This window comes from Streptomyces pacificus, assembly GCF_011766325.1.
In the GTDB taxonomy this organism is placed as follows: Bacteria; Actinomycetota; Actinomycetes; order Streptomycetales; family Streptomycetaceae; genus Streptomyces; species Streptomyces pacificus.
In genome coordinates this window covers 70,083-95,821 of sequence record NZ_BLLG01000004.1, presented here as the reverse complement: position 1 = coordinate 95,821, position 25,739 = coordinate 70,083, and the positions used below count along the sequence as shown (strand labels likewise).

The 25,739-nt window shown below is 72.9% G+C and carries 18 protein-coding genes and 3 pseudogenes; 13 read left to right on the top strand and 8 right to left on the bottom strand.

Features of this window, described 5'->3' with window-relative positions:
- Window positions 1–146: 146 nt before the first annotated feature.
- The 4 genes from rlmN (at window position 147) to SCWH03_RS07875 (ending at window position 5,446) form a co-directional block, all read left to right on the top strand.
- Window positions 147–1,253, top strand: coding sequence for a dual-specificity RNA methyltransferase RlmN (rlmN, locus tag SCWH03_RS07890; RefSeq protein WP_173263450.1), 1,107 nt, complete (start codon window positions 147–149; stop codon window positions 1,251–1,253).
- Window positions 1,254–1,581: 328 nt separating this feature from the next.
- Complete coding sequence (locus SCWH03_RS07885) at window positions 1,582–2,679, top strand: thiamine ABC transporter substrate-binding protein (protein ID WP_173263449.1); 1,098 nt, start codon at window positions 1,582–1,584, stop codon at window positions 2,677–2,679.
- Entirely contained in the window at window positions 2,655–4,415 is a 1,761-nt protein-coding gene (locus SCWH03_RS07880; protein ID WP_371872637.1) for an ABC transporter permease, read from the top strand. The genes SCWH03_RS07885 and SCWH03_RS07880 overlap by 25 nt, the downstream gene beginning before the upstream one ends.
- The gene (locus tag SCWH03_RS07875; protein WP_173263448.1) at window positions 4,415–5,446 is read left to right on the top strand and encodes an ABC transporter ATP-binding protein; all 1,032 of its coding nucleotides are present in this window, start codon (window positions 4,415–4,417) and stop codon (window positions 5,444–5,446) included. The genes SCWH03_RS07880 and SCWH03_RS07875 overlap by 1 nt, the downstream gene beginning before the upstream one ends.
- A gap of 105 nt (window positions 5,447–5,551) precedes the next feature.
- Here SCWH03_RS07875 and SCWH03_RS07870 read toward each other — a convergent pair whose 3' ends face one another.
- The 4 genes from SCWH03_RS07870 to SCWH03_RS07855 form a co-directional block, all read right to left on the bottom strand.
- Entirely contained in the window at window positions 5,552–6,688 is a 1,137-nt protein-coding gene (locus SCWH03_RS07870; RefSeq protein WP_173263447.1) for a hypothetical protein, read from the bottom strand.
- A complete protein-coding gene (locus SCWH03_RS07865) occupies window positions 6,670–7,398 on the bottom strand; it encodes an ABC transporter ATP-binding protein (RefSeq protein WP_173263446.1) in 729 nt (242 codons plus the stop codon). Before SCWH03_RS07865 ends, SCWH03_RS07870 begins: the two co-directional genes overlap by 19 nt.
- Window positions 7,399–7,662: 264 nt before the next feature.
- Window positions 7,663–9,051 (bottom strand): aspartate aminotransferase family protein, encoded by a 1,389-nt coding sequence (locus SCWH03_RS07860; protein WP_173263445.1) that lies wholly within the window; start codon window positions 9,049–9,051, stop codon window positions 7,663–7,665.
- On the bottom strand, window positions 9,036–9,527 hold the full coding sequence (locus tag SCWH03_RS07855) for an Lrp/AsnC family transcriptional regulator (protein WP_173263444.1): 492 nt from the start codon (window positions 9,525–9,527) through the stop codon (window positions 9,036–9,038). Before SCWH03_RS07855 ends, SCWH03_RS07860 begins: the two co-directional genes overlap by 16 nt.
- A 190-nt stretch (window positions 9,528–9,717) precedes the next feature.
- Between SCWH03_RS07855 and SCWH03_RS07850 the strand changes: the two genes are divergently transcribed.
- Entirely contained in the window at window positions 9,718–11,157 is a 1,440-nt protein-coding gene (locus SCWH03_RS07850; protein WP_173263443.1) for a gamma-aminobutyraldehyde dehydrogenase, read from the top strand.
- 431 nt (window positions 11,158–11,588) lie between these two features.
- Here the strand turns inward: SCWH03_RS07850 and SCWH03_RS07845 are convergent, their stop codons facing one another.
- A complete protein-coding gene (locus tag SCWH03_RS07845) occupies window positions 11,589–12,305 on the bottom strand; it encodes a glycerophosphodiester phosphodiesterase (protein ID WP_173263442.1) in 717 nt (238 codons plus the stop codon).
- Between the two features lie 10 nt (window positions 12,306–12,315).
- Complete coding sequence (locus SCWH03_RS07840; RefSeq protein ID WP_173263441.1) at window positions 12,316–13,341, bottom strand: adenosine deaminase; 1,026 nt, start codon at window positions 13,339–13,341, stop codon at window positions 12,316–12,318.
- A gap of 106 nt (window positions 13,342–13,447) precedes the next feature.
- Here SCWH03_RS07840 and SCWH03_RS07835 point away from each other — a divergent pair, with 106 nt between their 5' ends.
- The 6 genes and pseudogenes from SCWH03_RS07835 to SCWH03_RS07810 all read left to right on the top strand — a co-directional run.
- Entirely contained in the window at window positions 13,448–14,182 is a 735-nt protein-coding gene (locus SCWH03_RS07835; RefSeq protein ID WP_173263440.1) for a DUF4190 domain-containing protein, read from the top strand.
- A 119-nt stretch (window positions 14,183–14,301) separates the two neighbouring features.
- Window positions 14,302–14,555 (top strand): annotated as a pseudogene (locus SCWH03_RS07830) (aldehyde dehydrogenase family protein); the annotation flags it as partial.
- An 89-nt stretch (window positions 14,556–14,644) separates the two neighbouring features.
- The gene (locus tag SCWH03_RS07825) at window positions 14,645–15,895 is read left to right on the top strand and encodes a polyamine ABC transporter substrate-binding protein (RefSeq protein WP_173263439.1); all 1,251 of its coding nucleotides are present in this window, start codon (window positions 14,645–14,647) and stop codon (window positions 15,893–15,895) included.
- 47 nt (window positions 15,896–15,942) lie between these two features.
- Window positions 15,943–17,094 carry an ABC transporter ATP-binding protein gene (locus tag SCWH03_RS07820; protein WP_173263438.1) on the top strand — a complete coding sequence of 384 codons (1,152 nt, stop codon included), beginning with the start codon at window positions 15,943–15,945 and terminating at the stop codon, window positions 17,092–17,094.
- On the top strand, window positions 17,091–18,020 hold the full coding sequence (locus SCWH03_RS07815) for an ABC transporter permease (protein ID WP_173263437.1): 930 nt from the start codon (window positions 17,091–17,093) through the stop codon (window positions 18,018–18,020). The genes SCWH03_RS07820 and SCWH03_RS07815 overlap by 4 nt, the downstream gene beginning before the upstream one ends.
- Window positions 18,020–18,826: pseudogene (locus SCWH03_RS07810) on the top strand (ABC transporter permease); the annotation flags it as partial. The gene SCWH03_RS07815 and the pseudogene SCWH03_RS07810, both read left to right, overlap by 1 nt.
- A 364-nt stretch (window positions 18,827–19,190) precedes the next feature.
- On the opposite strand, the pseudogene SCWH03_RS29830 reads toward SCWH03_RS07810, so the two are convergent.
- Window positions 19,191–20,045 (bottom strand): annotated as a pseudogene (locus SCWH03_RS29830) (phosphatase PAP2 family protein); the annotation flags it as partial.
- A 120-nt stretch (window positions 20,046–20,165) separates the two neighbouring features.
- The gene (gene gabT, locus SCWH03_RS07800; RefSeq protein WP_173263435.1) at window positions 20,166–21,500 is read right to left on the bottom strand and encodes a 4-aminobutyrate--2-oxoglutarate transaminase; all 1,335 of its coding nucleotides are present in this window, start codon (window positions 21,498–21,500) and stop codon (window positions 20,166–20,168) included.
- 303 nt (window positions 21,501–21,803) lie between these two features.
- On the opposite strand from gabT, the gene SCWH03_RS07795 reads away from it, so the two are divergent.
- Together SCWH03_RS07795 and SCWH03_RS07790 are read left to right on the top strand one after the other, a co-directional pair.
- On the top strand, window positions 21,804–23,936 hold the full coding sequence (locus SCWH03_RS07795) for a type IV secretory system conjugative DNA transfer family protein (protein WP_371872628.1): 2,133 nt from the start codon (window positions 21,804–21,806) through the stop codon (window positions 23,934–23,936).
- A gap of 102 nt (window positions 23,937–24,038) precedes the next feature.
- Entirely contained in the window at window positions 24,039–25,688 is a 1,650-nt protein-coding gene (locus SCWH03_RS07790; protein WP_254076621.1) for a PucR family transcriptional regulator, read from the top strand.
- The last annotated feature ends 51 nt before the right edge of the window (window positions 25,689–25,739 follow it).

The window sequence follows — 25,739 nt, the reverse complement described above, 5'->3', positions numbered from 1 at the left end:
GGGTCGGCGGGAACGTCCCCGGCTCCCGCGGACGGGCGCTCCGCGGGCCCTCCCCGGGCCGCGATCCCCGCCGCGAGGCCGGGATGACCCCCGCCGCCGGAGCCCGCCCCAGGCCGCCGCACCCGATCTGCGACACTGGTACGACCATGCCCAAGCCCGGAGAACTCACCTTCGTCGCCCCCGGGGGAGCCAAGAAGCCCCCGCGGCACCTCGCCGACCTCACGCCCGCCGAGCGGAAGGACGCCGTCGCCGCGATCGGCGAGAAGCCGTTCCGGGCGAAGCAGCTGTCGCAGCACTACTTCGCGCGCTACGCACTCGACCCGGAGCAGTGGACCGACATCCCCGCCGCCGCGCGCGAGCGGCTCGCGTCGGAACTGCTGCCCGAGCTGATGTCCGTGGTCCGGCACGTCTCCTGCGACGACGACACCACCCGCAAGACGCTGTGGCGGCTCCACGACGGCACGCTCGTGGAGTCGGTGCTGATGCGCTACCCGGACCGGGTGACGATGTGCATCTCCTCACAGGCCGGCTGCGGGATGAACTGCCCGTTCTGCGCCACGGGCCAGGCCGGTCTCGACCGGAACCTGTCCACCGCCGAGATCGTGCACCAGATCGTGGACGGTATGCGGGCCCTGCGCGACGGCGAGGTTCCCGGAGGCCCCGCCCGGCTGTCCAACATCGTGTTCATGGGCATGGGCGAGCCGCTGGCCAACTACAACCGGGTGGCCGGGGCCATCCGCCGGCTCACCGATCCCGAGCCCGACGGCCTCGGCCTGTCGCAGCGGGGTATCACCGTGTCCACCGTGGGCCTCGTCCCGGCGATGCTGCGGTTCGCAGGGGAGGGCTTCACGTGCCGTCTCGCCGTCTCCCTGCACGCACCGGACGACGAGCTGCGCGACACCCTCGTACCCGTCAACACGCGCTGGAAGGTGCGGGAGGTCCTGGACGCCGCCTGGGAGTACGGGGAGAGGTCCGGTCGCCGGATCTCGGTCGAGTACGCCCTGATCCGCGACATCAACGACCAGGCCTGGCGCGGTGACCTGCTCGGGCGCCTCCTCAAGGGCAAGCGGGTGCATGTCAATCTGATCCCGCTGAACCCGACTCCGGGTTCCAAGTGGACGGCATCCCGGCCCGAGGACGAGAAGGCGTTCATCGAGGCCGTCGCCGCCCACGGTGTGCCGGTCACCGTCCGGGACACCCGCGGCCAGGAGATCGACGGAGCCTGCGGACAGCTCGCCGCCGCCGAGCGGTAGGCAGGCCGCAGACGAGTGCCGGGCGAGCGCCGGATGAGCGCCGGCCGGGTGAACGGCCGACCGCCCCCCCGGGGACCCCGGCCCCGGGGAGCGCTCGGTGCGCCGCTGTACGCTGGCCCGGACATCTGCATATTCCGACAGGGGAGCGCCACAGCGCTGAGAGTGCGGTGACCGTCAGACCGCAGACCCTCTGAACCTCGCCCGGGTCATTCCGGGTAGGAAGTTCGGACGAGACTCAAGCTGTTGCGCCCTGCCCGGTCGCCGGATCCCCGAGGTCCCGCGGCCGGGCAGGGCCGCGTCTCTTCCTGGTCGCGCCCAGGAGGAATCAGTGAGCACCACCAAGAAGATCGCCGTCACCGCGCTGGCCGCGGTGCTCGGCGCGAGTACCCTCGCCGCCTGCGCAGGCGGCTCGGGGGACGGCTCCACGGGGGCGGACGGCAGCGGCTCCAGGACCGTGACGCTGGTCAGCCACGACTCCTTCAACGCCTCGCCGGACGTGCTCGAGGAGTTCACCGAGGAGACCGGCTACACGGTCAAGGTGCTGAAGAGCGGAGACGCCGTCGAGGCGCTCAACAAGGAGATCCTCACCAAGGGCTCCCCGCAGGGCGACGTGTTCTTCGGCGTCGACAACACCACGCTCTCCCGGGCCCTCGGCAACGACCTCTTCATTCCGTACGAGGCCGCGGGACTGGAGCGGGTCCCCGAGGCCGTCCGGCTCGACCCCGGCAAGCACCGGGTCACGCCGGTCGACAGCGGCGACATCTGCGTCAACTACGACAGGACGTACTTCGACGACCGCGGGCTCGCCCCGCCGCAGACCCTCGACGACCTCGCCGAGCCCGCGTACCGGGACCTTCTGGTCGTCGAGAACCCCGAGCGCTCCTCGCCGGGCCTCGGCTTCCTCCTCGGCACCGCCGCCGCCTACGGGGACGACGGCTGGCAGGACTACTGGAAGAAGCTGCGGGCGAACGGTGTGAAGGTCGTCGACAGCTGGGAGATCGCCTACAACCAGGAGTTCTCCGGTTCCGCGGGCGGCCGGGCGGCCAAGGGCGACCGGCCGCTGGTCGTCTCGTACGCCTCCAGCCCCCCGGTCGAGGTGCTGTACGCCGAGCCCCGGCCGAAGACGGCGCCGACCGGTGTCTCCACCGGCACCTGCTTCCGCCAGGTCGAGGCAGCGGGCCTGCTCGCGGGAGCCGGGAACGAGGCCGGCGGCAAGGCCCTGCTGGACTTCCTGATCAGCAAGAGGTTCCAGGAGGACGTGCCGCTCACCATGTTCGTGAACCCGGTGGCCGAGGACGCGGAGCTGCCCCCGCTGTTCACCGAGTTCGGCGAGGTGATCGCCGAGCCGCGGACGATGGCTCCGGAGAAGATCGCCGAGAACCGCGACCAGTGGATCCAGTCGTGGTCCTCGCTCGTCCTGAGGTAGCCGAGGCGCCCGCCGGGGACGCCGGCCCGCGCGGGAGGAACCCCTGGCGCGGGAAGGCGTCCCCGCGCGGGGCCGCGGTACGGGCAGCCCTGCTGGCCCTGCCGGTCGCGTTCTTCACCCTGTTCTTCGCCTATCCCGTGCTCTCGATCGTCGGCCGCGGGCTGCGGGTGGGGGACTCCTGGCACCTCGGCCGGATCGCCGAGGTCGCCGGCCGTTCCGACATCCTCGGGGTGCTCTGGTTCACCCTCTGGCAGGCTCTCGCCTCCACCTTGCTGACCCTGCTGATCGCGCTGCCCGGCGCCTACGTCCTGGCCCGCCTCGACTTCCCCGGGAAGCAACTCCTGCGGGCGGTCGTCACCGTGCCGTTCGTGCTGCCCACCGTCGTCGCCGGTACCGCCTTCCTGGCCCTCCTGGGCCGCGGCGGGCTCCTCGACGCCCTGTGGGGCGTACGGCTCGACACCACGGTCTGGGCGATCCTCCTCGCTCATGTGTTCTTCAACTACGCCGTGGTGGTGCGGACCGTCGGCGGGCTGTGGGCCCAGCTCGACCCCCGCCAGGAGGAGGCCGCCCGGGTGCTCGGCGCGGGCCGCCTCACGGCCTGGCGGCGCGTCACACTGCCCGCGCTGGCCCCGGCCGTGGCCGCCGCGGCACTGATGGTGTTCCTCTTCACCTTCACCTCGTTCGGGGTGGTGCAGATCCTCGGCGGCCCGGCGTACAGCACGCTCGAGGTGGAGATCTACCGGCAGACCGCCCAGGTGCTGGACCTGTCCACGGCCGCGGTGCTGACCCTGGTGCAGTTCGCCGCCGTGGGCGCGATCCTCGCCGTGCACGCCCGGACCGTGCGGCGCCGGGAGACCGCGCTGCGGCTCGTCGACCCGTCGCACACCGCGCACCGCCCGAGGGGCGCCGCTCAGCGGGCGCTGCTCGGCTCCGTGCTGGCCACCGTGGGGCTGCTGATCGCGGCACCGCTCGCGGTGCTGGTGCAGCGGTCGTTCGACGGCCCCGGCGGGTACGGCCTCGTCTACTACCGCGCCCTGCAGTCGGCCGAGGCGAGCGGCGGCACCTTCCTCGTCCCCCCGCTCCAGGCCGTGTGGAACTCCCTCCAGTACGCGCTCGCCGCCACCGCCATCGCGCTCCTCGTCGGCTCTCTCGCGGCCGCGGCGCTCGCCCTCCCCCGGACCGCCTCCGGGAAGGCCTCCGCGGCGGGCCGGGTCGTCCGCGGCTTCGACGCGCTGCTGATGCTGCCGCTCGGAGTCTCCGCCGTCACCGTGGGCTTCGGGTTCCTCATCACTCTCGACGAACCACCCCTCGACCTGCGCACTTCCTGGATCCTGGTGCCGCTGGCCCAGGCGCTCGTGGGGGTGCCGTTCGTCGTACGCACGATGCTGCCCGTGCTGCGGGCCGTCGACGCACGGCTGCGGGAGGCCGCGGCCGTGCTGGGTGCCTCACCGCTGCGCGCATGGCGCGAGGTCGACCTGCCGCTGGTGCGCCGCGCGCTGCTCGTCGCCGCCGGCTTCGCCTTCGCCGTCTCGCTCGGCGAGTTCGGCGCCACCGTCTTCATCGCCCGGCCGGACAACCCGACGCTCCCCGTCGCCGTGGCCCGGCTCCTCGGCCGACCCGGCGAACTCAACTACGGTCAGGCGATGGCGCTTTCGACGATCCTCATGCTGGTCTGCGCGGCGGCCCTGCTGCTGCTCGACCGGCTCCGCCCCGACCGTTCCGCAGGGGAGTTCTGATGCTGGTGCTCGAGGGCGCGACCGTACGCTTCGGGCGGCGGGCCGCGCTGGACGCGGTGGATCTGGAGGTGGCCGACCACGAACTCGTGTGCGTCCTCGGGCCGAGCGGCAGCGGCAAGTCGACCCTGCTGCGGGCCGTCGCGGGACTGCAGCCGCTGGACGGCGGCCGGGTCCTGCTCGGCGGCGCCGACCAGGCCGGAGTGCCGGTGCACCGGCGCGGAGTGGGCCTGATGTTCCAGGACCACCAGCTCTTCCCGCAGCGCGACGTCGGCGGCAACGTCGCCTTCGGCCTGCGGATGCACGGCGTACCGAAGGGGGAGCGGAGGCTGCGGGTGGAGGAGTTGCTGGAGCTGGTCGGCCTCCCCGGCGCCGCGAGGCGGGCCGTGGGCGAGTTGTCCGGGGGCGAGCAGCAGCGCGTCGCCCTCGCCCGTGCACTGGCGCCCCGTCCCCGGCTGCTGATGCTCGACGAGCCGCTTGGCCAGCTCGATCGCACCCTCAGGGAACGGCTCGTCGTCGAACTGCGCGCGGTGTTCCGCCGGCTGGGCACGACGGTGCTCGCCGTCACCCATGACCAGGGGGAGGCGTTCGCGCTCGCCGACCGGGTCGTGGTCATGCGGGACGGGCGCGTCGCCCAGTCGGGCACCCCCCGGGACGTGTGGCAGCGGCCCGCCTCCGAGTTCGTCGCCCGGTTCCTGGGCTTCGCCAACGTGGTGCCGGCGACGGTGACCGGTGGCACCGCCGCCACCCCCTGGGGCGGCGTCCCCGTTCCCGCAGGCTCCCCGCAGGGGGCGTGCCGGCTGCTGGTGCGGCCGTCCGCGGTACGCATCGGGCCGAGCTGCGCGGGACTGCCGTGCGTGGTGGAGTCGCTGACCTTCCGGGGCCACCACGTCGCGGTGCGGCTGCGGCCGCACGGTGCGCCGCCGCTGGAGGCCGAGTGCGGGGTCGGCGACGCGCCGGAGCCGGGGGCGGAGGTCGGGGCCGTGTTCGCCGCCGGGGACGTGGTGGTCCTGCGGCCCGGCGACGGCGGCTGATCGGCCCGGCTGCCGTCCCGGGCCTCTGCCCGGCCAGCCCGCGGCGGGAGCCTGTTCGGCACGGCTGCCGCGATATGTCCCGGGCGGTCCGCCCCACCCCGGGTGTCAGCGGCGCAGCGGCAGGGCCGCCAGTTCCGCCACCGCCCAGGTGAGCGGAGCGAAGACCGCGAGCAGGACCACGGCCCGGAGCAGCGCGGTGGCCTGCAGCAGGACCGGGGAGGCGCCCAGTTCCCGCAGGCCCTTCCGGGTGTCCGCCCTGGCCCCCCGCGCCTCCACGGCCGACATGAGCAGAGCGGCCACGGTGCAGGCCGCGACGAGCGTCGCCCCGAGAGCGGTCAGCGGGCCGAGGGGCTGCGCTCGTTCGCCGCCGAGCGCGGACGCCGCGATCAGTGCGGACACCACGGCGCAGACGACTCCGAGCGGGCGGCCGATCCGGTGTGAGTCGTCCATGAGCGCCCGCCCCGCGAGCAGGCGCATCGCTCCGGGCCGTACGGACTGCAGGAGCCGCCCGCACAGATGGACGATGCCGGGGCCGGCCATCGCGAGCCCCACCGCGGTCAGTGCCCAGCCCGCGAGCACCCCGCCGGGGGCACCGCCCGCCCCCTCCGCGCCCCGGACCGTGGATGCCTGGACCGCGACGCCGACGGCCGCCAGCGCCACCCCCCAGGGGAGGCCGGTGGGAGGCTCCTCGGCGTGCCCGGTCCCGTCGCCGGGGAGTTCGCCGGTCCTTCTGCGGGGCCGGTGGAGTGCGAGCGCGGCCGCGCCGGCCCCGAGGACCGGGACGAGCGCGAGGAGCAGGAACGCCGCCCCCAGCGGCAGCGGCACGCCGGCCGCGAGCAGTTCCGCCGCGTCGCCGTCGAACGGTGTTCCGCTCAGGTCGCCGCGCAGGTGCAGGAAGCAGAGCAGCGCCACCGCGCTGCCGAGGACACCGGACACGGCGGTGGACGCGGCGGCCAGCGCGCTCATCCGCACCGGCCCCAGCCCGACGGCGGACAGGCCCTGACGCGGCCGCGTGCCCGGATCGGTACGCGCCACCGCGACGGCGAACTGGACGGTGGCCGCCAGGGGGGCGAGGCACCAGGCCAGCCGCCGCGCCGCCGGGTCGGCGGGGTGCGGGCCGGACACGGCGTAGGACAGCGTGCACAGGAGGAGGAAGCCGACGCCCGCCGAGGCCGCCGCCACCAGGAGGCGGCGCAGCAGGGCCAGTGGGTGTGAGCCGCGGCTCAGACGGAGAGCGAGCACTCGGCCCGGCCTTCCGTGCCGGCGTCCTGCACCGGGGTGACCCGTCGGCCGTCCATGAGCGTCACAGCGCGGTCGGCGAGGGTGGCGACCTCTGGGTCATGGCTCGCGAGCACGAGGGCGATGCGGTGGGACCGGGCTGCCGTGGTGAGGGTGCGCAGGACCTGGGCCCGGTCGGCGCTGTGCAGCGTCGCGGTCGGCTCGTCGGCGAACAGCACGGCGGGGGTGGTGAGCAGGGCGCGGGCGAGAGCGACCCGCTGCCGTTGCGACTGCAGCAGGGCCCGGGGGCGCTTGCGGGCGCAGCGGCCGATGTCGAGCCGTTCCATCCACTCCAGGGCGGCGGTCCTGGCCTTGCGGTGGGAGGAGCCGCGCAGCAGCAGCGGCAGTGCCGTGTTCTCCCAGGCGGTCAGTTCGGGCACCAGCCGGGGCTCCGGGCCGATCCAGCCGAAGTGCTCGCGCCGCAGCCGCTCGCGGTTCAGTGCCCCCATGGTGTGGACGGGTGTGCTGTGGAACCACACCTCGCCCTGCTGTGGCACGATCTGGCCGGAGAGGCAGCGCAGCAGGGTCGTCTTGCCGCTGCCGCGCGGGCCGTTGACGGCCAGGATCTCGCCCTCGCGCACTCCGAGGGAGACTCCGCGGAGGGCGGGAGAGCCGCCGAAGTCGTGGTTCAGGGACCTCGCCCACAGCACATCGTTGTCCGGCGGGACCACCATGGCGTGCACCTCGGTTCAGATCCGTGGGTTTCCGTTCCGCCGTACGGGCGAACGGCCCCGATGCCGATCGGTCACAGCACCGTAGGGACTCGGGGCCGGGTACGGGCACGGCACGCGGCCCGGACGTCCCCCTTCTCACCCGAAGAGAGGTGTCCGGGCCGCGAGCGCCGGTTGCCGGGCGTCGGGGCGCGCCACCCGGCGGCCGGTGTGGTGGTCGGGGGCCCGGTCCTGCGGCTTCTCCGGCCTCTGCGGTCTCTGCGGCCTCTACAGCTTCGACCAGGCCTCGGCGAGGACACCGCGCAGGATCTGCTCCATCTCGTCGAAGGTCTGCTGGGTGGAGACCAGCGGCGGGGCGAGCTGGACGACCGGGTCGCCGCGGTCGTCGGCGCGGCAGTAGAGGCCGGCGTCGAACAGCGCCTTGGAGAGGAAGCCGTAGAGGACCCGTTCGGTCTCCTCCTCGTTGAAGGACTCCTTGGTGTTCTTGTCCTTCACGAGTTCGATGCCGTAGAAGAAGCCGTTGCCGCGGACGTCGCCGACGATCGGCAGGTCGTGGAGCTTCCGGAGCGTCGAGAGGAACGCGCCCTCGTTGTCCAGGACGTGCCGGTTGAGCTTCTCGCGCTCGAACAGGTCGAGGTTGGCGAGGCCGACGGCCGCGGAGACCGGGTGGCCGCCGAAGGTGTAGCCGTGCAGGAAGGTGTTGTCGCCCTGGTAGAACGGCTCGGCGAGCCGGTCGGAGACGATGCAGGCGCCGATCGGGGAGTAGCCCGAGGTCATGCCCTTGGCGCAGGTGATCATGTCCGGCACATAGCCGAACTTGTCGCAGGCGAAGGTCTTGCCCAGGCGGCCGAAGGCGCAGATGACCTCGTCGGAGACCAGCAGCACGTCGTACCGGTCGCATATCTCGCGGACCCGCTGGAAGTAGCCGGGGGGCGGGGGGAAGCAGCCGCCGGCGTTCTGCACGGGCTCCAGGAAGACCGCGGCGACGGTGTCGGGGCCCTCGAAGAGGATCTGCTGCTCGATCTGGTCTGCGGCCCAGCGGCCGAAGGCCTCGGGGTCGTCGCCGTGCAGCGGCGCGCGGTAGATGTTGGTGTTCGGGACCTTGTGGGCACCCGGCACCAGCGGCTCGAACGGGGCCTTGAGCCCCGGCAGGCCGGTGAGGGACAGGGCGCCCTGCGGGGTGCCGTGGTAGGCGACCGCGCGGGAGACCACCTTGTACTTGGTGGGCTTGCCGATGAGCTTGAAGTACTGCTTGGCGAGCTTCCAGGCGGTCTCGACCGCCTCGCCGCCGCCGGTGGTGAAGAAGACCTTGCTGAGGTCGCCGGGGGCCTCGCCGGCGAGCCGCTCGGCCAGTTCGATCGCCTTCGGGTGGGCGTAGGACCACACGGGGAAGAAGGCGAGTTCCTCGGCCTGCCGGGCGGCCACCTCCGCCAGCTCCCGGCGGCCGTGGCCCGCCTGGACCACGAACAGGCCGGCGAGGCCGTCGAGGTAGCGCTTGCCCCGGTCGTCGTAGATGTAGGTGCCCTCACCGCGCACGATGGTGGGCACGGGAGAGCTCTCGTACGACGACATGCGGGTGAAGTGCATCCACAGGTGGTCGTAGGCGGACTGGGAGAGGGCGCTGCGGTCCTTGCTCACGGCTATCGGATTCCCCACATATAGGTCTGCTTCTTGAGCTTGAGGTAGACGAAGCTCTCGGTGGAGCGCACACCGGGGAGGGTGCGGATGCGCCGGTTGATCACGTCAAGCAGGTGGTCGTCGTCCTCGCAGACGATCTCCACCATCAGGTCGAAAGAGCCCGCAGTCATGACGACGTACTCGCACTCGGGCATGGCGGTGAGGGCGTCCGCCACCGGGTCCAGGTCGCCCTCGACGTTGATTCCGACCATCGCCTGGCGCCGCAGACCCACGGTGAGCGGGTCTGTGACGGCGACGATCTGCATCACGCCCTGGTCGAGCAGCTTCTGGACGCGCTGCCGGACGGCCGCCTCGGACAGGCCGACCGCCTTGCCGATGGCGGCGTAGGGACGGCGGCCGTCCTCCTGCAGCTGTTCGATGATCGCCAGGGAGACGGCGTCGATCGTGGGGGAGGTGCCGCCCCCGGTCCTGGAGTCCGCGCTTCGACTTGCCACGAGCACACTGTGCACGGGAGTCGTGGATTCTGCAACCTTCGAGCGATGAAATCCGTTGTTTGGTGAGGGGAAAATCACCGATTCCGAAGTCGAGTGGTGTCGGGCCTGTCGAAAGCGTCGCTCGTCGGGCTAGTCTGTGCCGCGTAGTGTGGGGGTGTCTCACCCATCGGACAACTGAGGAGGGGTGGCTGTGACCACCGAACTGCGTCGTCTGCGCAACTACATCGACGGAGAGTTCCGGGACGCCGCTGACGGGCGGACCATCGAGGTGGTCAACCCGGCCACGGGCGAGGCGTACGCGACCTCCCCCCTGTCCGGCCGGGCGGACGTGGACGCCGCCATGGCCGCCGCCGCCGCGGCGTTCCCCGGCTGGCGCGACACCACGCCCGCGGAGCGCCAGAGGGCCCTGCTGAAGATCGCGGACGCCGTCGAGGAGCGGGCCGAGGAACTGATCGCGGCCGAGTCGGAGAACACCGGCAAGCCGCTCGGGCTCACCCGCAGCGAAGAGATCCCTCCCATGGTCGACCAGATCCGCTTCTTCGCGGGCGCTGCCCGGATGCTGGAGGGCCGCTCGGCGGGCGAGTACATGGAGGGGTTCACCTCCATCGTGCGCCGTGAGCCGGTCGGCGTCTGCGCCCAGGTCGCCCCGTGGAACTACCCGATGATGATGGCGGTCTGGAAGTTCGCGCCGGCCCTTGCCGCGGGCAACACCGTGGTGCTCAAGCCGTCGGACACCACCCCGGCGTCCACCGTACTGATCGCCGAGATCATCGGCTCGATCGTGCCGAAGGGCGTCTTCAACGTCATCTGCGGCGACCGCGACACCGGCCGGACGATGGTCGAGCACCCGGTCCCGGCGATGGCCTCCATCACCGGTTCGGTACGGGCCGGCATGCAGGTCGCGGAGTCGGCGTCGAAGGACCTCAAGCGGGTGCACCTGGAACTGGGCGGCAAGGCGCCGGTCGTCGTGTTCGAGGACACCGACATCGCGAAGGCCGTCGAGGACATCTCCGTCGCCGGCTTCTTCAACGCCGGGCAGGACTGCACGGCCGCGACCCGCGTACTGGTGCAGGAGTCCATCCACGACGAGTTCGTGAGCGCGCTGGCCAAGGCCGCGCAGGAGACGAAGACCGGCATGCCCGACGACGAGGACGTGCTGTTCGGCCCGCTCAACAACGAGAACCAGCTGCGCCAGGTCTCCGGCTTCGTCGACCGGCTCCCGGCCCATGCGAAGGTCGAGGCCGGCGGCCGGCGCGTCGGCGACAAGGGCTACTTCTACGCTCCGACGGTCGTCTCCGGTCTCAAGCAGGACGACGAGATCGTCCAGCAGGAGGTCTTCGGCCCGGTCATCACGGTCCAGTCGTTCACCGACGAGACCCAGGCCGTCGCGTACGCGAACGGCGTGGAGTACGCCCTCGCTTCGTCGGTCTGGACCAGGGACCACGCCCGCGCGATGCGCATGTCCAGGGCGCTGGACTTCGGCTGCGTGTGGATCAACACCCACATCCCGCTGGTCGCGGAGATGCCGCACGGCGGCTTCAAGAAGTCCGGCTACGGCAAGGACCTGTCGGCGTACGGCTTCGACGACTACACGCGCATCAAGCACGTGATGACGTCCCTCGACGCGTAGCCGGACCCCCGGGCGGGCGCCCCTCCCGCGGGATCCGTACCCGGCCGCCGGGGAGCCGCCCCGGTGGCCGCGGCCCGAGTCCCCTCGCCGCTCCTGCGACGGGGGACCCGGTACGCCGCCCGGGGACTCGCCGCTCTCCTGCGACGCCCGGAGGTGCGGGCGGCGGGCGCCCGCCCGCACCTCTTCGTGGAGCGGCGGGCTCCACGAAGCGAGGGAACGGGCCCATGGCGCCGTGACCCGCGGTCCGGCGCGGTCCGGGGTCCCGTTGCGGCCGCCGGTCTGGGCGAGGCCCGCTCGGGTGCGCATCGCCGTCGCGGCCGTGCACAGCCGTCCCGCCGGTACCGCCGGCGGGACCTGTCACCGCGAGGTCGCGGAACCCCGTTCCGCGCGGGCGGGGCGACCGGCGCTCAGGGCCCTCGCTCCGGCCCTGCTCAGCGCGCCTGCCCCTGCCGGGCTCTGCCGGTCCGGGGGCCGCGGAGGACGCGGGTCAGCGCGTCCACCCGGTTGGTGGTGATCGAGTCGACCCCGCGGTCCACCAGCCGGCGCATCGCCGCACGGGTGTCAGCCGTCCACACCGACAGCAGATAGCCCTGCGCATGGACCTCGTCGGCCAGGTCCCGGCTCACCAGGCCGAAGCGGTAGTTGAGCCAGCGCGGCCGCAGCGACGCGAGCAGCACGGGACGCGGTGGTGCGCATGTGGTCCAGGTCAGCGCGATCTCCGCGTCCGGGTCGGCGTCCCGCACGGCCAGCATGCCGGCCGGACCGCCCGTGTAGTAGACCCGGTCGGCGGCGCCCCCCTCGCGGACCGCGCCGACGACTCTTCGCGCCGACGACGCGTCCGCGCCCGGCAGGTCCAGCATGAGGCGATGGCCGCTCGCCGCGGCCAGGGCCGCGGCGAGCGTGGGCACTCCGCCGCCGGTCAGCTCCGTGAGCCGCGCCTCGGAGAGCCCGGACAGCGGCCGGTCGTGGCCCCAGAGGCGCTTGAGGCTGCCGTCGTGGAGCAGTACGGGCACACCGTCACCGGTCAGCCGGACGTCGACCTCCACGGCATCCGCGCCCCGCTCGATCGCCGCGCGCAGCGAGGGCAGGGTGTTCTCGCGTGCGACATACGGGTCGCCGCGATGCCCTACGGCCGTGACGGCGCGCATCGGCCGTGCCTCACTTCGCGAGCCACTGCTCGGTGTACGCGTCGATCTCGCCCGTGATCCGCGCCTTCCCCGCCGGGTCGAGGAACGACGCCTCCACGGCGTTCCCGGCGAGGGCGGCCACGCCCCGTTCGTCGAGGTCCAGCAGCCGGGCGGCCACCGCGTACTCGTTGTTGAGGTCGGTCCCGAACATCGGCGGATCGTCGCTGTTGACGGTGACGAGCACGCCCGCGGCGACCATCTCCCTGAGGGGGTGCTCGTCGAGTGCGGCGACGGCCCGGGTGGCGACGTTGGAGGTCGGGCAGACCTCCAGCGGGATCCGCCGCTCGGCCAGGTGCGCCAGCAGTTCCGGGTCCTGAGGGGCGCTGGTGCCGTGTCCGATGCGCTCGGCCCGCAGGTCGTTCAGCGCGTCCCAGATGGTCCCCGGGCCCGTCGTCTCGCCGGCGTGCGGAACGGACCGCAGCCCGGCGGCGATGGCGCGGTCGAAGTACGGCTTGAACTGCGGCCGGGGCACGCCGACCTCCGGCCCGCCGAGGCCGAACGACACCAGCCCCTCGGGGCGCAGGTCGACGGCGAGCCGGGCGGTCTCCTCCGCGGCGTCGAGGCCCGCCTCGCCGGGTATGTCGAAGCACCAGCGCAAGATGACGCCCAGTTCGGCCTCGGCCGCCTTGCGGGCGTCCTCGATCGCCTCCATGAACCCCTGCTCGGGGATGCCGCGGCGGGTCGAGCTGAACGGGGTCACGGTGAGCTCCGCGTACCGGATGTTCTGCCGGGCCATGTCCCGGGCGACCTCGAACGTCAGCAGCCGGACGTCGTCGGGGGTGCGGACCAGGTCCACGACCGACAGATAGATCTCGATGAAGTGCGCGAAGTCGGTGAAGGAGAAGAACTCGGCGAGCTCTCCCGGGTCGACGGGGACCCGGGAGTCAGGATGCCGGGCCGCCAGCTCGGACACGATGCGCGGTGACGCCGAGCCCACGTGGTGGACGTGGAGCTCGGCCTTGGGCAGGCCCTCGATGAAGGGAAGCAGGTCGGTCACCGGGTCCTCCGAGTGTGCTGTCCGTGCCGGTCAGGGATCATCGTATGCGGGGCGGGCCCGCGCGAAGCGGGCCCGTAGCATGACAGGACCACGATGGGGGAGGCTCATGCCAGACGAGAGCGGCCGGCGGCCGGACGGGAACGGCCACGAGAATCCCTGGGCTCCTTCCGAGCACCGCACCCCGCAGGACGGGGTGGACTGGAGCAAACGGGGTGGGCCGGGCAGCGGCGGCACGCCGGGGGGCGGCGCTCCCGGTGCCCACGACCGGCCGACCGTGACCTCGGTGCCGGGCGGTGACCCGTTCGCGGCTCCCGGTGCCGGGGCGGGCGCCGGAGGTGACGGGGGAGCCCTCCCCCCGCCGCCGATCGCCCCGGGCGGACCCGGGCAGGCCGCGCCGGGGACGTACGGCCATCCCGCCGGCGCGCCGTACGGGGCGCCCGGCACTCCGGCGGGATGGCCGTACGGCGGGTACGCCGGATTCCCGGGCCACCCCGGCTTCGGAACCGGCGGCTGGGCACCGGCCCCGGCGAACGGCATGGGGATCACCGCGCTGGTGCTCGGCATCGTCGCCGTCGCCGGTTTCTGCCTGTACGGGCTCGGGATCGCCCTCGGTGTCCTGGCACTGGTCTTCGGCTTCATCGGGCGCGCCCGTGCCCGGCGGGGGGAGGCGAACAACGGCGGGATGGCCCTCGCCGGGATCATTCTCGGCGCTGTCGGCATCGTGGTCGGCGCGGCGTTCCTCGGCCTGCTGATCTGGGTGATCGCCAACGACCGGGAGTTCGGCGACGGGTCCGGAGATCCCGCGGCGACGGTGCTCACCGGCGCCGCGGCGATGCGCTGAACCGGGCGGCGACCCCCGCGCCGCCCGCTCCTCCTCTCTCTCCACGCCGTCCGCTCCTCCGCTCTCCCCGCGTCGCCCGACCCGGAGACGACCGGGCGGGGCGCCTCACTTCGTCCGGCGGTACCGGCGGGGAGGCGGGCGAGCACCTGGTCGGCCACCCCGACGTGGCCATGGCCTCGTTCACCGGCTCGACGCCCGTCGGCAAGCGGGTCGCCGAGGTCGCCGCGGCCACCGTCAAGCGGCTCCGTCGGGAACTCGGCGGCAGGCCCCGTTCGCGGTGTTCGACGACGCGGACCTCGGCGCCGCCGTCCACGGGGCTGTCGCCGGCGCGCTGATCAACAGCGGCCGGCACTGCACCGCGGCCACCCGCGCCTGAGGACCGGCACCGCACGGTCTTCGGAGACCGGTAGCAGCCTCGGCCGCACGACCGGCGGCGGCCCCTCCCGGAAGGCAGCACAGCGCATGAAGCAGTACCAGCCCGAACACCTCTCGGAGGTCCAGCTGGCCGCGGTGCGGCGGAGCCTGAGCAGTGGCCGGGGCGCGCTGTCCCGCCGCTCCCTGCTGCGTGCGACGGGCACAGGCGCGCTCGCCATGGGCGGCATCGGCGCGCTGAACGCGTGCGGAATCCCGCCCGCCTCTCGCGCGGGCGGGGGGGCCGCGGCCTCCGACGACCGCTCGGCCGAGGAGAAGCGGATCGCCTTCTCCAACTGGACGCAGTACATCGACATCAGCGAGGACGAGAAGGGCCACCCCACCCTCGACGCCTTCACCCGGCGCACCGGGATCAGCGTCACGTACACCGAGGACATCAACGACAACGTCGAGTTCTTCGGCAAGATCCGGCCGCAGCTCGCCGCCGGCCAGGACACCGGGCGCGACCTGATCAACGTCACCGACTGGCTCGCGGCCCGCATGATCCGCCTCGGCTGGGCGCAGAAGCTCGACCCCGCCCACCTGCCGAACGCCTACGCCCATCTGTCGCCGCAGTTCCGCAGCCCCGACTGGGACCCCGGGCGGGCCTACTCCTACCCCTGGGCCGGTATCTCCACCGTCATCGCCTACAACTCCGGGGCGACCGGGGGCCGGAGGATCGAGAGCGTCTCCCAACTGCTGGAGGACAGGGCGCTGCGCGGCCGGGTCGCCTGCCTCTCCGAGATGCGCGACACCGTCGGGATGACCCTGCTCGACATGGGCAAGGACCCCGGGAAGGTCACCGGCGACGACTACGACGCGGCGATAGCCAAGATCCAGCAGGCCGTCGACACCCGGCAGATCCGCCGCTTCACCGGCAACGACTACACCTCCGACCTGGACAAGGGCGACATCGCCGCCTGTCTGGCCTGGGCCGGGGACCTCGTCCAGCTCCGGGTGGACAACCCCGACATCCAGTTCGTCGTCCCCGACGCCGGCTACCTGACCTCCAGCGACAACCTGCTGGTCCCGGCGAAGGCCCGGCACAAGGCCAACGCCGAGAAGCTCATCGACTACTACTACGAGCCCCCGGTGGCGGCCCGGCTCGCCGCCTACATCAACTACGTCTGCCCGGTCGAGGGCGTCGGCCCCGAACTCGCCAGGATCGACCCGGCACTCGCCGAGAACACGCTGATCCTCCCGGACAAGGCCATGGCCGCGAAGGCCCATGCCTTCCGCTCGCTCAGCAGCGAGGAAGAGACGGCCTACGAAGAGAAGTTCGCCAAGCTCATCGGCGCCTGACCCTTCCTGCTTCCCCGCTCCCCTCTCGACACCTGGGACCGCGCTCCATGACTGACAACACAGCGGGCGGAGACGTCCGCCTCACCGGGATCAGCAAGACCTACGGCTCGTTCACCGCCGTGCACCCGCTGGACCTGACCGTGCCCGAGGGCTCGTTCTTCGCCCTGCTCGGTGCCTCCGGCTGCGGCAAGACCACCACCCTGCGGATGATCGCCGGACTGGAGGACCCGACCACCGGCTCCGTCTTCCTCGGCGGCCGGGACGTCACCGGCCTCCCGCCGTACAAACGGCCGGTCAACACCGTCTTCCAGAGCTACGCCCTCTTCCCGCACCTGACCATCCAGGAGAACGTCGCCTTCGGTCTCCGCCGCCGCGGCATCAAGTCCGTGCAGAAGCAGGTCGACGAGATGCTGGAACTCGTCCAGCTCGGCGACAAGGCCGGACACAGGCCCCACCGGCTCTCCGGCGGCCAGCAGCAGCGCGTCGCCGTCGCCCGGGCGCTCATCAACCACCCCCAGGTACTGCTGCTGGACGAGCCGCTCGGCGCCCTCGACCTGAAACTGCGCCGCCAGATGCAACGGGAACTCAAGCGCATCCAGACCGAGGTCGGCATCACCTTCGTCCATGTCACCCACGACCAGGAGGAGGCCATGACCATGGCCGACGAGGTCGCGGTGATGAACGGCGGCCGGGTCGAGCAGCTGGGGGCGCCCGCCGACCTCTACGAGAACCCGCGGACGACGTTCGTCGCCAACTTCCTCGGCACCTCCAACCTCATCGAGGCCGAGGTCGCCGGGGCCGCGGACGGCGAGGTGGTGGTGATCGCGGCCGACGCCGTACTGCGGCTGCCCACGGCCCGCTGCGCGACGCTGCCCCGCACCGGCGGCAAACTCCTCGTCGGTGTCCGCCCCGAGAAGATCTCCCTGGCGCACGCCGACGACGCCGGCGGCATGGCCGAGGGGCGCAACCGGTGCACCGGGAAGATCGCCGACTCCGGTTTCATCGGCGCCTCCACCCAGTTCGTCGTCGACAGCCCGGTCTGCCCGGAGCTGGAGGTGTACGTGCAGAACGTCGAGCGGGACCCGCGCCTCGTCCCCGGCGCCGAGGTCGTCCTGCACTGGAACCCCGAGCACACGTTCGGCCTCGACGCCGCCATGGACATCGACGCGGGCACGGAGACGGTGGAGGAGACGGCATGACCGTCACCGAGGCCCCACCCGGCTCGCCCGCCCCCGCCGGCCCGCTGCCGCGCAAGCAGCCGGTGCGCCGCAAGCTCGTGCCGTACTGGCTGCTGCTGCCGGGCATCCTGTGGCTGCTGGTCTTCTTCGCGCTGCCGCTCGTCTACCAGGCGTCGACCTCCGTGCAGACCGGCTCGCTGGAAGAGGGCTTCGAGGTCACCTGGCACTTCCGGACCTACCGGGACGCGCTCGGCGAGTACTACCCGCAGTTCCTGCGGTCGGTGCTGTACGCGGGCACGGCCACGACCCTGTGCCTGCTGCTCGGCTATCCGCTGGCGTACCTCATCGCGTTCAAGGCGGGGCGCTGGCGCAATCTGCTGCTGGTGCTGGTCATCGCGCCGTTCTTCACCAGCTTCCTGATCCGGACGCTCGCATGGAAGACGATCCTCGCGGACGGCGGACCGGTGGTGGACGTCCTCAGCACCATCGGCTTCCTCGACATCACCGGCCGGCTCGGGATGACCGAGGGGAACCGGGTGCTGGCCACCCCGCTCGCCGTGGTCACCGGTCTGACGTACAACTTCCTGCCGTTCATGATCCTCCCGCTCTACACCTCGCTGGAGCGGATCGACCCGCGGCTCCACGAGGCGGCCGGGGACCTCTACGCCAAGCCGTCGACCGTCTTCCGCAAGGTGACGTTCCCACTGTCGATGCCGGGTGTCGTCTCCGGGACGCTGCTGACCTTCATCCCGGCCAGCGGCGACTACGTCAACGCCGAACTGCTCGGCTCCACCGGCACCCGGATGGTCGGCAACGTCATCCAGTCGCAGTTCCTGCGGGTGCTCGACTACCCGACCGCGGCCGCGCTGTCGTTCATCCTCATGGCCGTCGTGCTGATCGTGGTGACGGTCTACATCCGCCGGGCCGGTACGGAGGACCTCGTCTGATGCTGCGACTGTCGACCACGTGGATACGCCGCAACCTGGTGGTGATCACCGGCCTGCTCACACTGGCGTACCTGGTCCTGCCGAACATCATCGTGATGGTGTTCTCCTTCAACAAGCCGGCCGGGCGGTTCAACTACTCCTGGCGGGAGTTCTCCACCCACGCGTGGCAGGACCCGTGCGGCGTCTCCGGCATGTGCGACGCGCTCGGCCTCTCGCTGTGGATCGCGCTCTGGGCGACGACCGGCGCCACGGCCCTCGGCTCGATGATCGCCTTCGCGCTCGTCCGCTACCGGTTCCGGGCCCGCGGGGCGGTCAACTCCCTGATCTTCCTGCCGATGGCGATGCCCGAGGTTGTCATGGCGGCCTCGCTGCTCACCCTCTTCCTCAACCTGGGGGCGGAACTCGGCCCGACGACGATCCTGATCGCGCACACCGTGTTCTGCCTCAGTTTCGTCGTGGTGGCGGTCAAGGCACGGGTGATGTCGATGGACCCCCGGCTGGAGGAGGCCGCCAAGGACCTCTACGCGGGACCCGTGCAGACCTTCCTGCGGGTCACACTGCCGATCGCGGCGCCCGGCATCGCCGCGGGCGCGATGCTCGCCTTCGCGCTCTCGTTCGACGACTTCATCATCACCAACTTCAACTCGGGCAACACGGTCACCTTCCCGATGTTCGTCTGGGGCTCGGCCCAGCGCGGCACGCCCGTTCAGGTCAACGTCATCGGTACGGCCGTGTTCGCCCTCGCCGTCATCGTCGTCGTCGCGGGACAGATCATCAGCGGCCGGCGGCGGAAGAGCGCACGGTCCACGGAGCGGCACGCGCACCGCGCGGCGGCACGCAGCGCGGTGCGCAGCACCGAGGGGCGACCGGCAGGCCCGGTGCCGGGTGGCACCCGGTAAGGCCCTGCACCCAGTAGCGCCCGGCAGGGCCCTGTACCGAACGGCGCCGAGCTGCGCCGCGAAGGAGTGGAAACCATGGCCCCGGCTGCCGTCATCTTCGCCTCATCACTCTCCGACGCCCACCCCGCACCAACCGGGTGGGCCCGCTGCACGGACGCGCCGGCGCTGTGCGAAGCACCCGCACCAGGCGCCGCGCTGCGACCGGTCCGGCTGCCCGGGGCCGCGGCGGGACATCGGCTCCCGCCCTGGAGCCCGCCAGGACCGCACCGGCCAGCAGCATCCCGGCGAGTGACCAGCTCGCGAGGACGTCCAGCGGCCAGTGGTAGCCGCGCAGCACCAGACCGATGCCCGTCCCCACGGTGAGCAGCACGGCGACGGGCACCAGCCGTCTGCCGGCGAGGAGGGCGGCCCCGGTATACGCCACCATCGCGGTCGCGGCGTGCCCCGAAGGGAAGTACCCCGTCTCCAAAGTCAGCGGCCCGGCCCGGTCCGTCAGCACCTTGAGGGGGGCCACCAGCGCGGGTACCAGGGCCATGGCGGTGACGACCGCCGCCGCTGGGACCCAGTGGCGGCGGTGCAGTGCCAGGACCGCGGCTGCGGCCAGGACCGGCAGTGCGACCCCCGGGCTGCCCAGGTCGGCGAGGAACTCGGTGAGGTGGGGAGGGCCGCCGCCCACGACCGTGCGCCCGAGGTGCTCGTCCAGCGCCCGCAGCGGACCGCGGGTAGTGACCTGCCAGGTGATCAGAGCGAAGAGGGCGGAGCACACCGCTGTGACGATGGCGGTGGCGCGCAGGGCCCCGGGGGGCCGGGGGAGCGGGGGAACTCCGGGGGCCGGGTGAACGCCGGCATCCCGGCATTCCGGGGCTCCGGGGGTGGCCCCGCCGATTCCGGGGAGTCCGGGCAAGGAGGACGGCCGCCCCGGAACAGGGGGGGTGGTTCCGGGGCGGCCGTGAGGATCGGTGTGCCGCGCGCCCCGGGGGGTTTGGGGCGGGCGGCCGTCCGATCGGAGAGAAGAACCGGAGCACGAGGCCCCGGCGGTGTGCGCGAAGGCACGCCCGGAGCGGGGCCGGGGAGGCCGCGCCCTGGAGTCGCGCGCAGTCTCCTGCGCGCGGGGTGTCTCTCTCATCTGCTGAAACCGTACGGCAGCGGGAGAGGGGCCGACAGCGGGAATGCCATCCCGCCATCGCCCTCCCACACCTTCTTCACAGAGAGCACGCGGTGACGTGGGCCCCCTCGCGCGTCCCCCTCAGACGGCCGCGAGCGCCGCCTCGATGACGTCAAGACCTTCGTTCAGCAGGTCCTCGCCGATCACCAGTGGGGGCAGGAAGCGGAGCACATTGCCGTAGGTGCCGCAGGTGAGCACGAGGACACCCGCGGCGTGGCAGGCCCTGGCGAGCGCGCCCGCAGCCTCGGCGTCGGGCTCCTTGGTGGTGCGGTCCTTGACCAGCTCCATCGCGATCATGCCGCCTCTGCCGCGGATGTCGCCGATGACGTCGAACTTCTCCGCCATCGCGGAGAGGCGCCCCTTCATGACCTCCTCGATGCGCTTGGCCTTGCCGTTGAGGTCCTGCTCCCGCATCGTCTCGATGGCGCCGAGCGCGCCCGCGCAGGCGACCGGGTTGCCGCCGTAGGTGCCGCCGAGGCCGCCGGCGTGCGCGGCGTCCATGATCTCGGCGCGGCCGGTGACCGCGGACAGCGGGAGGCCGCCGGCGATGCCCTTGGCGGTGGTGATCAGATCCGGGACGATGCCCTCGTCCTCGCAGGCGAACCACTGGCCGGTGCGGCAGAAGCCGGACTGGATCTCGTCCGCGACGAAGACGATGCCGTTGTCCTCGGCGAACCGTGCGATCGCCGGGAGGAAGCCCTTCGCCGGCTCGATGAAGCCGCCCTCGCCGAGGACCGGCTCGATGACGATGGCGGCGACGCCGTCCGGGCCGATCTGCTTGGTGATCTGGTCGATGGCCTGGGCGGCGGCCTCGGGACCGCAGTTGTCCGGGCCGGTGTGCCAGCGGTAGCCGTAGGCGACCGGGACGCGGTAGACCTCGGGGGCGAACGGGCCGAAGCCCTTCTTGTACGGCATGTTCTTCGCGGTCAGCGCCATGGTGAGGTTGGTGCGGCCGTGGTAGCCGTGGTCGAAGACGACGACGGCCTGGCGCCCGGTGTACGCACGCGCGATCTTGACGGCGTTCTCGACCGCCTCGGCGCCGGAGTTGAACAGCGCCGACTTCTTGGCGTGGTCGCCCGGGGTGAGTTCGGCGAGGGCCTCGCAGACCTCGACGTAGCCCTCGTACGGCGTGACCATGAAGCAGGTGTGGGTGAACTCCGCGAGCTGCGCGGAAGCACGGCGCACGACGGCCTCGGCGGAGGCGCCCACGGTGGTCACGGCGATACCGGACCCGAAGTCGATCAGGCGGTTGCCGTCGACGTCCTCGATGATGCCGCCGTCGGCGCGCGCGGTGAACACCGGCAGCACGGAGCCCACGCCGCCCGCGACCGCGGAGAGGCGGCGGGCCTGCAGCTCCTGCGACTTGGGGCCGGGGATGGCGGTGACGACGCGGCGCTCCTGCGGAATTGCGCTCATGAGGGCTCCTGGGGGTGTTTCCGGACGCACTTCTTCCTTCTTCGCAGGCTAGGGCCGGTCCGCGAGGTCCGGCATGCTCCGTTCGGTAGTGATGGGGGCGTGTCCTTGTCCGCGGCGGACATAGAGCGCTCAGGGCGTGCGGCGGCTGCCCGCAAGAACCCGGCAGGACGGCGGGTGCGGCTGACGGCCCATGCCGGCCACCCGCCGTACGCGCGGTGCGGGATCGCTGAACTCCCTGTCGCCGGGCACTAGATTGACCGTGGCACAGACGCGCGGGCCTGGCTGGTCAGGGGGCAGGGGTTCATGGAGATGGAAGGCACGTACGACGCACGCGGAGCCCGGCCGGGAGGCACCGGCAGCGCCCGGCCCGTCCCGCGGCCCGCGGGCCCACCGCCGATGCCGCCCGTCGTCCCGCCGGTACCGGCCCACGCCCCGGCGGCGGCCGGTACCTCGGTCGCCGACTGGCTGCGCACCCCGCGGCCCGAAGCCGAACCGGGCGTCTGGCGGCTGGGACACCGGCCGCGTCCGGAGGAGGAGCCGGAGCCCGTCCCGGCGAGGAGGCTCTTCGCGGGGGCGCTGATCTCCGGGCTCTGCGCGCTGCTGCTCTGGTCGCTGTACGACAACTACTACATCCCGTACTGGCTGGATCCGCACTACTGGGCCGGGGCACTGGTCAAGCTCTCCGACAACGCGGTGGTCAAGGCCGTGATCGTCGGGGCCGTGGACGCGCTGCTCATCGCGGGCATGGTGGTGTTCTTCGGCCGGCTCGGCAACTGGCCGGAGATCGGACGCCGCTATCTCCTGCCCCTGGTCCGCGCCCGTCGTCCGCGGCACGCCCCGCCCGGCCTCGCGCCCGTCACGGCGGGAGGACCCGACGACCCGGCCGAGTGGCCCCAGCTGCGCCGGGCAGGGCAGCACACCGCGGCCGAGCGGCTGTCGGAGGAGGTGCGTGCCGGGAGGATGAACGACGTCGACTACGCCCGGATCCGGCGCGCCTGGTACTCCGTCCAGGTGGACCCGCAGCGGCTCGGCGCGTTTGTGGACAGCGTGGTGCGGCAGGGAGCCGGCGCGTTCACCCACCCGTCCGGCGGACGCGACCTCCCGGGGCGCCGCGCGCGGAACGACCTCGCCACGAACCAGGTCAGGATCGGTACCGCCGCCGACCACCCCCGCAACCCCTACGCCCGCCGCACCACCGGGGTCGCCCTCGAACCCGCGCTGCTCGGAACCTCACTGCTCGCCGTCGGGCCGTCCGGGTCGGGTAAGACGGTACGGCTCGTGCGGCCCGTCGTGGAGTCCCTGTGCCTGCAGGCCCTCGCAAACCGCGCCGCGGTCGTGGCCGTCACCGCGCACGGTACGGCGCTCGCCTCCGACGACGCCTTCGACCTGGTCATCGCCCCGGGCCGGCCGGAGTCCGCCCACGACCTGGACCTGTACGGCGGGGGCGACGACCCCGACGAGGCCGCGCGGGTCCTCGCCGAGGCCCTCGTCGGGGACCTGACGGCCGACGGCCGGCGCGCCGCCACCGCCCTCGCGCAGCTCATCGGGCCGTACCGCGGTGTCCACGGCCACTTCCCGGCCGTACCCGAACTGCGCGACCTCCTCGGCGGCGCGCCCGGCGCGCTGGACGGGCTGCGTACCGCCCTGGAGGCCGCGGGCGATACATCGCACCTGCGGGAACTCGACGCGCGGGCACGGCAGTCCCAGCGCGCCGACGACGTCGGGGCGCTGCTCGCGGACCGGATCGCCTTCCTCGACCGGCCCGCGTTCGCCGGGTTCTTCCGCACCACCGAGCCCGGCCGGCAGTTCTCGCTGCGGGCCGTCGAGCATCCGCTGCGGGTCCGGATCGACCTCCCGGAACGCGGCCACGCCGAGGCGTCACGGATCATCGCCCGGCTGGTCCTGGCCCAGTTCACCGAGGCCGTACTCAGCCGCTCGGACCGTTCGCTGTTCGCCTGCCTAGTGCTGGACGACGCCACCCACACGGTCACGCCCGACTCGATCCGGGCCGTGCAGCGGCTGCGCTCCGCGCACGCGGGGGTGGTGCTTGCGCTGCGCACCCTGGAGGACGTGCCGGAGCCGCTGCGCGGGCCGCTGCTGGGCGCGGTCGGCTGCCGGGTGGCCTTCGCCGGGATCGGGCCCTGGGACGGCGGCCGGTTCGCCGAGTCCTGGGGCAAGGAATGGGTGCAGACCAGGGACGTGACCAACCGGCAGATCGTCTCCGACGAGCCGCTGACCAAGGCGTTGCACTTCCTGCGCCGGGTCGTGACGGGGCGGACCGCGACGGCCGAGGCGGTGACCGTCCGCGAGGTCGAGCGGGAGCGCTGGTCGGGTTCCGAGCTGGCGCATTCCGTGCCGGCCGGGCACGCGGTGCTCTCCCTGGCGTCGGTGCGCGGCGAGCACACCCCTCCGCTCCTGGTGGACCTCGGGAACTGAGCAGGCCACCCATACGCGGTGGCAGAATCGAAGTACGCCGTTCATACGGGACGGCAAAATAGACCGAGAAGCCCCCGTCCTCTGCCGAAAGCCCGCGGTCCCATGCCGGTCACCCTCGCGTCCCTCGTCCAGCACACCGCGCTCAAGCTGACCGTCCGCGCCGGGGAGGACCGCCTGGACACCCCCGTGCGCTGGGTGCACGCCAGCGAACTGGCCGACCCCGTGCCCTATATGGAGGGCGGCGAGCTGCTGCTCGTCACTGCGATGACGCTCGACGCCGCCGACCGGGAGGCGATGGGGCGCTATGTGCGGCGGCTCTCCGGCGCGGGCGTCGCGGGGCTCGGTTTCGCCGTCGGGGTGAACTACGACGACATCCCCGACGCCCTCCTGCACGCGGCCGATGCCGAGGACTTCCCCCTGCTCGAGGTGCCCCGGCGCACGCCGTTCCTGGCCATCAGCAAGGCGGTCTCGGCGGCCGTCGCGGCCGACCAGTACCGCGCCGTCACCGCGGGCTTCGAGGCCCAGCGGGAGCTGACCCGGGCGGCGCTCGCGGAGGGCCCCGCCGCCCTGCTCGCCAGGCTCGCCGCGCACATCGACGGCTGGGCCGCGCTCTACGACGCCTCCGGAGCCGTCGTCGCCGCCGCCCCCGACTGGGCTGCCCGGCGCGCCACCCGGCTCAGGGGAGACGTGGAGCGCCTGCGCGAGCGCCCCGCGCCCGCCAGTGCCGTCGTCGGCGCCGGCGCGTTCGCCGGCGGGACGGAGGACCGCGTCGAACTGCAGTCCCTGGGCACAGGGCGGCGGGTCAGGGGCGCCCTGGCGGTCGGCACGGACGCACCGCTCGGCACCGCCGAGCGCTACGCCGTGCACTCCGCGGTGGCCCTGCTGACCCTCACGACGGAGCGGTCGCGCTCGCTGCAGGCCGCGGAGCAGCGGCTGGGCGCTGCCGTGCTGAGGATGATGCTCTCCGGGCAGCCGGACCCGGCGAGGACGGTCGCAGGGGACCTCTACGGCGGACTCCTGGACGCTCCGTTCCGGCTGCTCATCGCCGAACCGGCCGGTGAACCCGACCGGGCGGCCGAACACCCCGCGCACACCCTCGCCGAGGCGCTGGAATCCGCCGCCTCGCGGGCGGGCGAGTCCGTGCTGACCGCATGGGAGAGCGACGACCGGCTCGTGGTCCTGGCCGCAGACGGGGGAGCGGTCGTGCTCGCCTGCGAGCCGTACACCCGGCGTGAGACGGAGGAGGCGAGGATCGTCGTCGGCATGTCGGCGCCGGCCGGGCCGGTGGCGGCGGCCACCGCCTACAAGCAGGCCGAGCAGGCGCTCTCCGTCGCCCGCAGACGGGGCCGGGCGCTCGTCGAGCACGAGGCGCTCGCGGCGGGCTCCGTGCTGCCGCTGCTCGCGGACGACGCGGTGCGCGCCTTCGCCGACGGGATGCTGCGAGCCCTGCGGGAGCACGATGCGACCGGCCGCGGCGACCTCGTGGCCTCCCTGCGCGCCTGGCTTTCCCGCCATGGCCAGTGGGACGCGGCCGCGGCCGATCTGGGCGTCCACCGCCACACGCTTCGCTACCGCATGCGGCGCGTCGAGGAGATCCTCGGCCGCTCCCTGGACGATCCGGACGTGCGGATGGAGCTCTGGCTGGCGCTGAAGGCGTCCGAGACCCCGCTGCCTGCTCCTGCGGACCCGGTCCCGGTCCCGGCGCCGGTTGCGCCTCCGAACCCGGCTTCGGAGCAGGGTCCTGTGCCGTGACGGGGGGCGGGGACGGACCCGAACCCGCGGCCGCGGCGGGGTCCGTCCCGC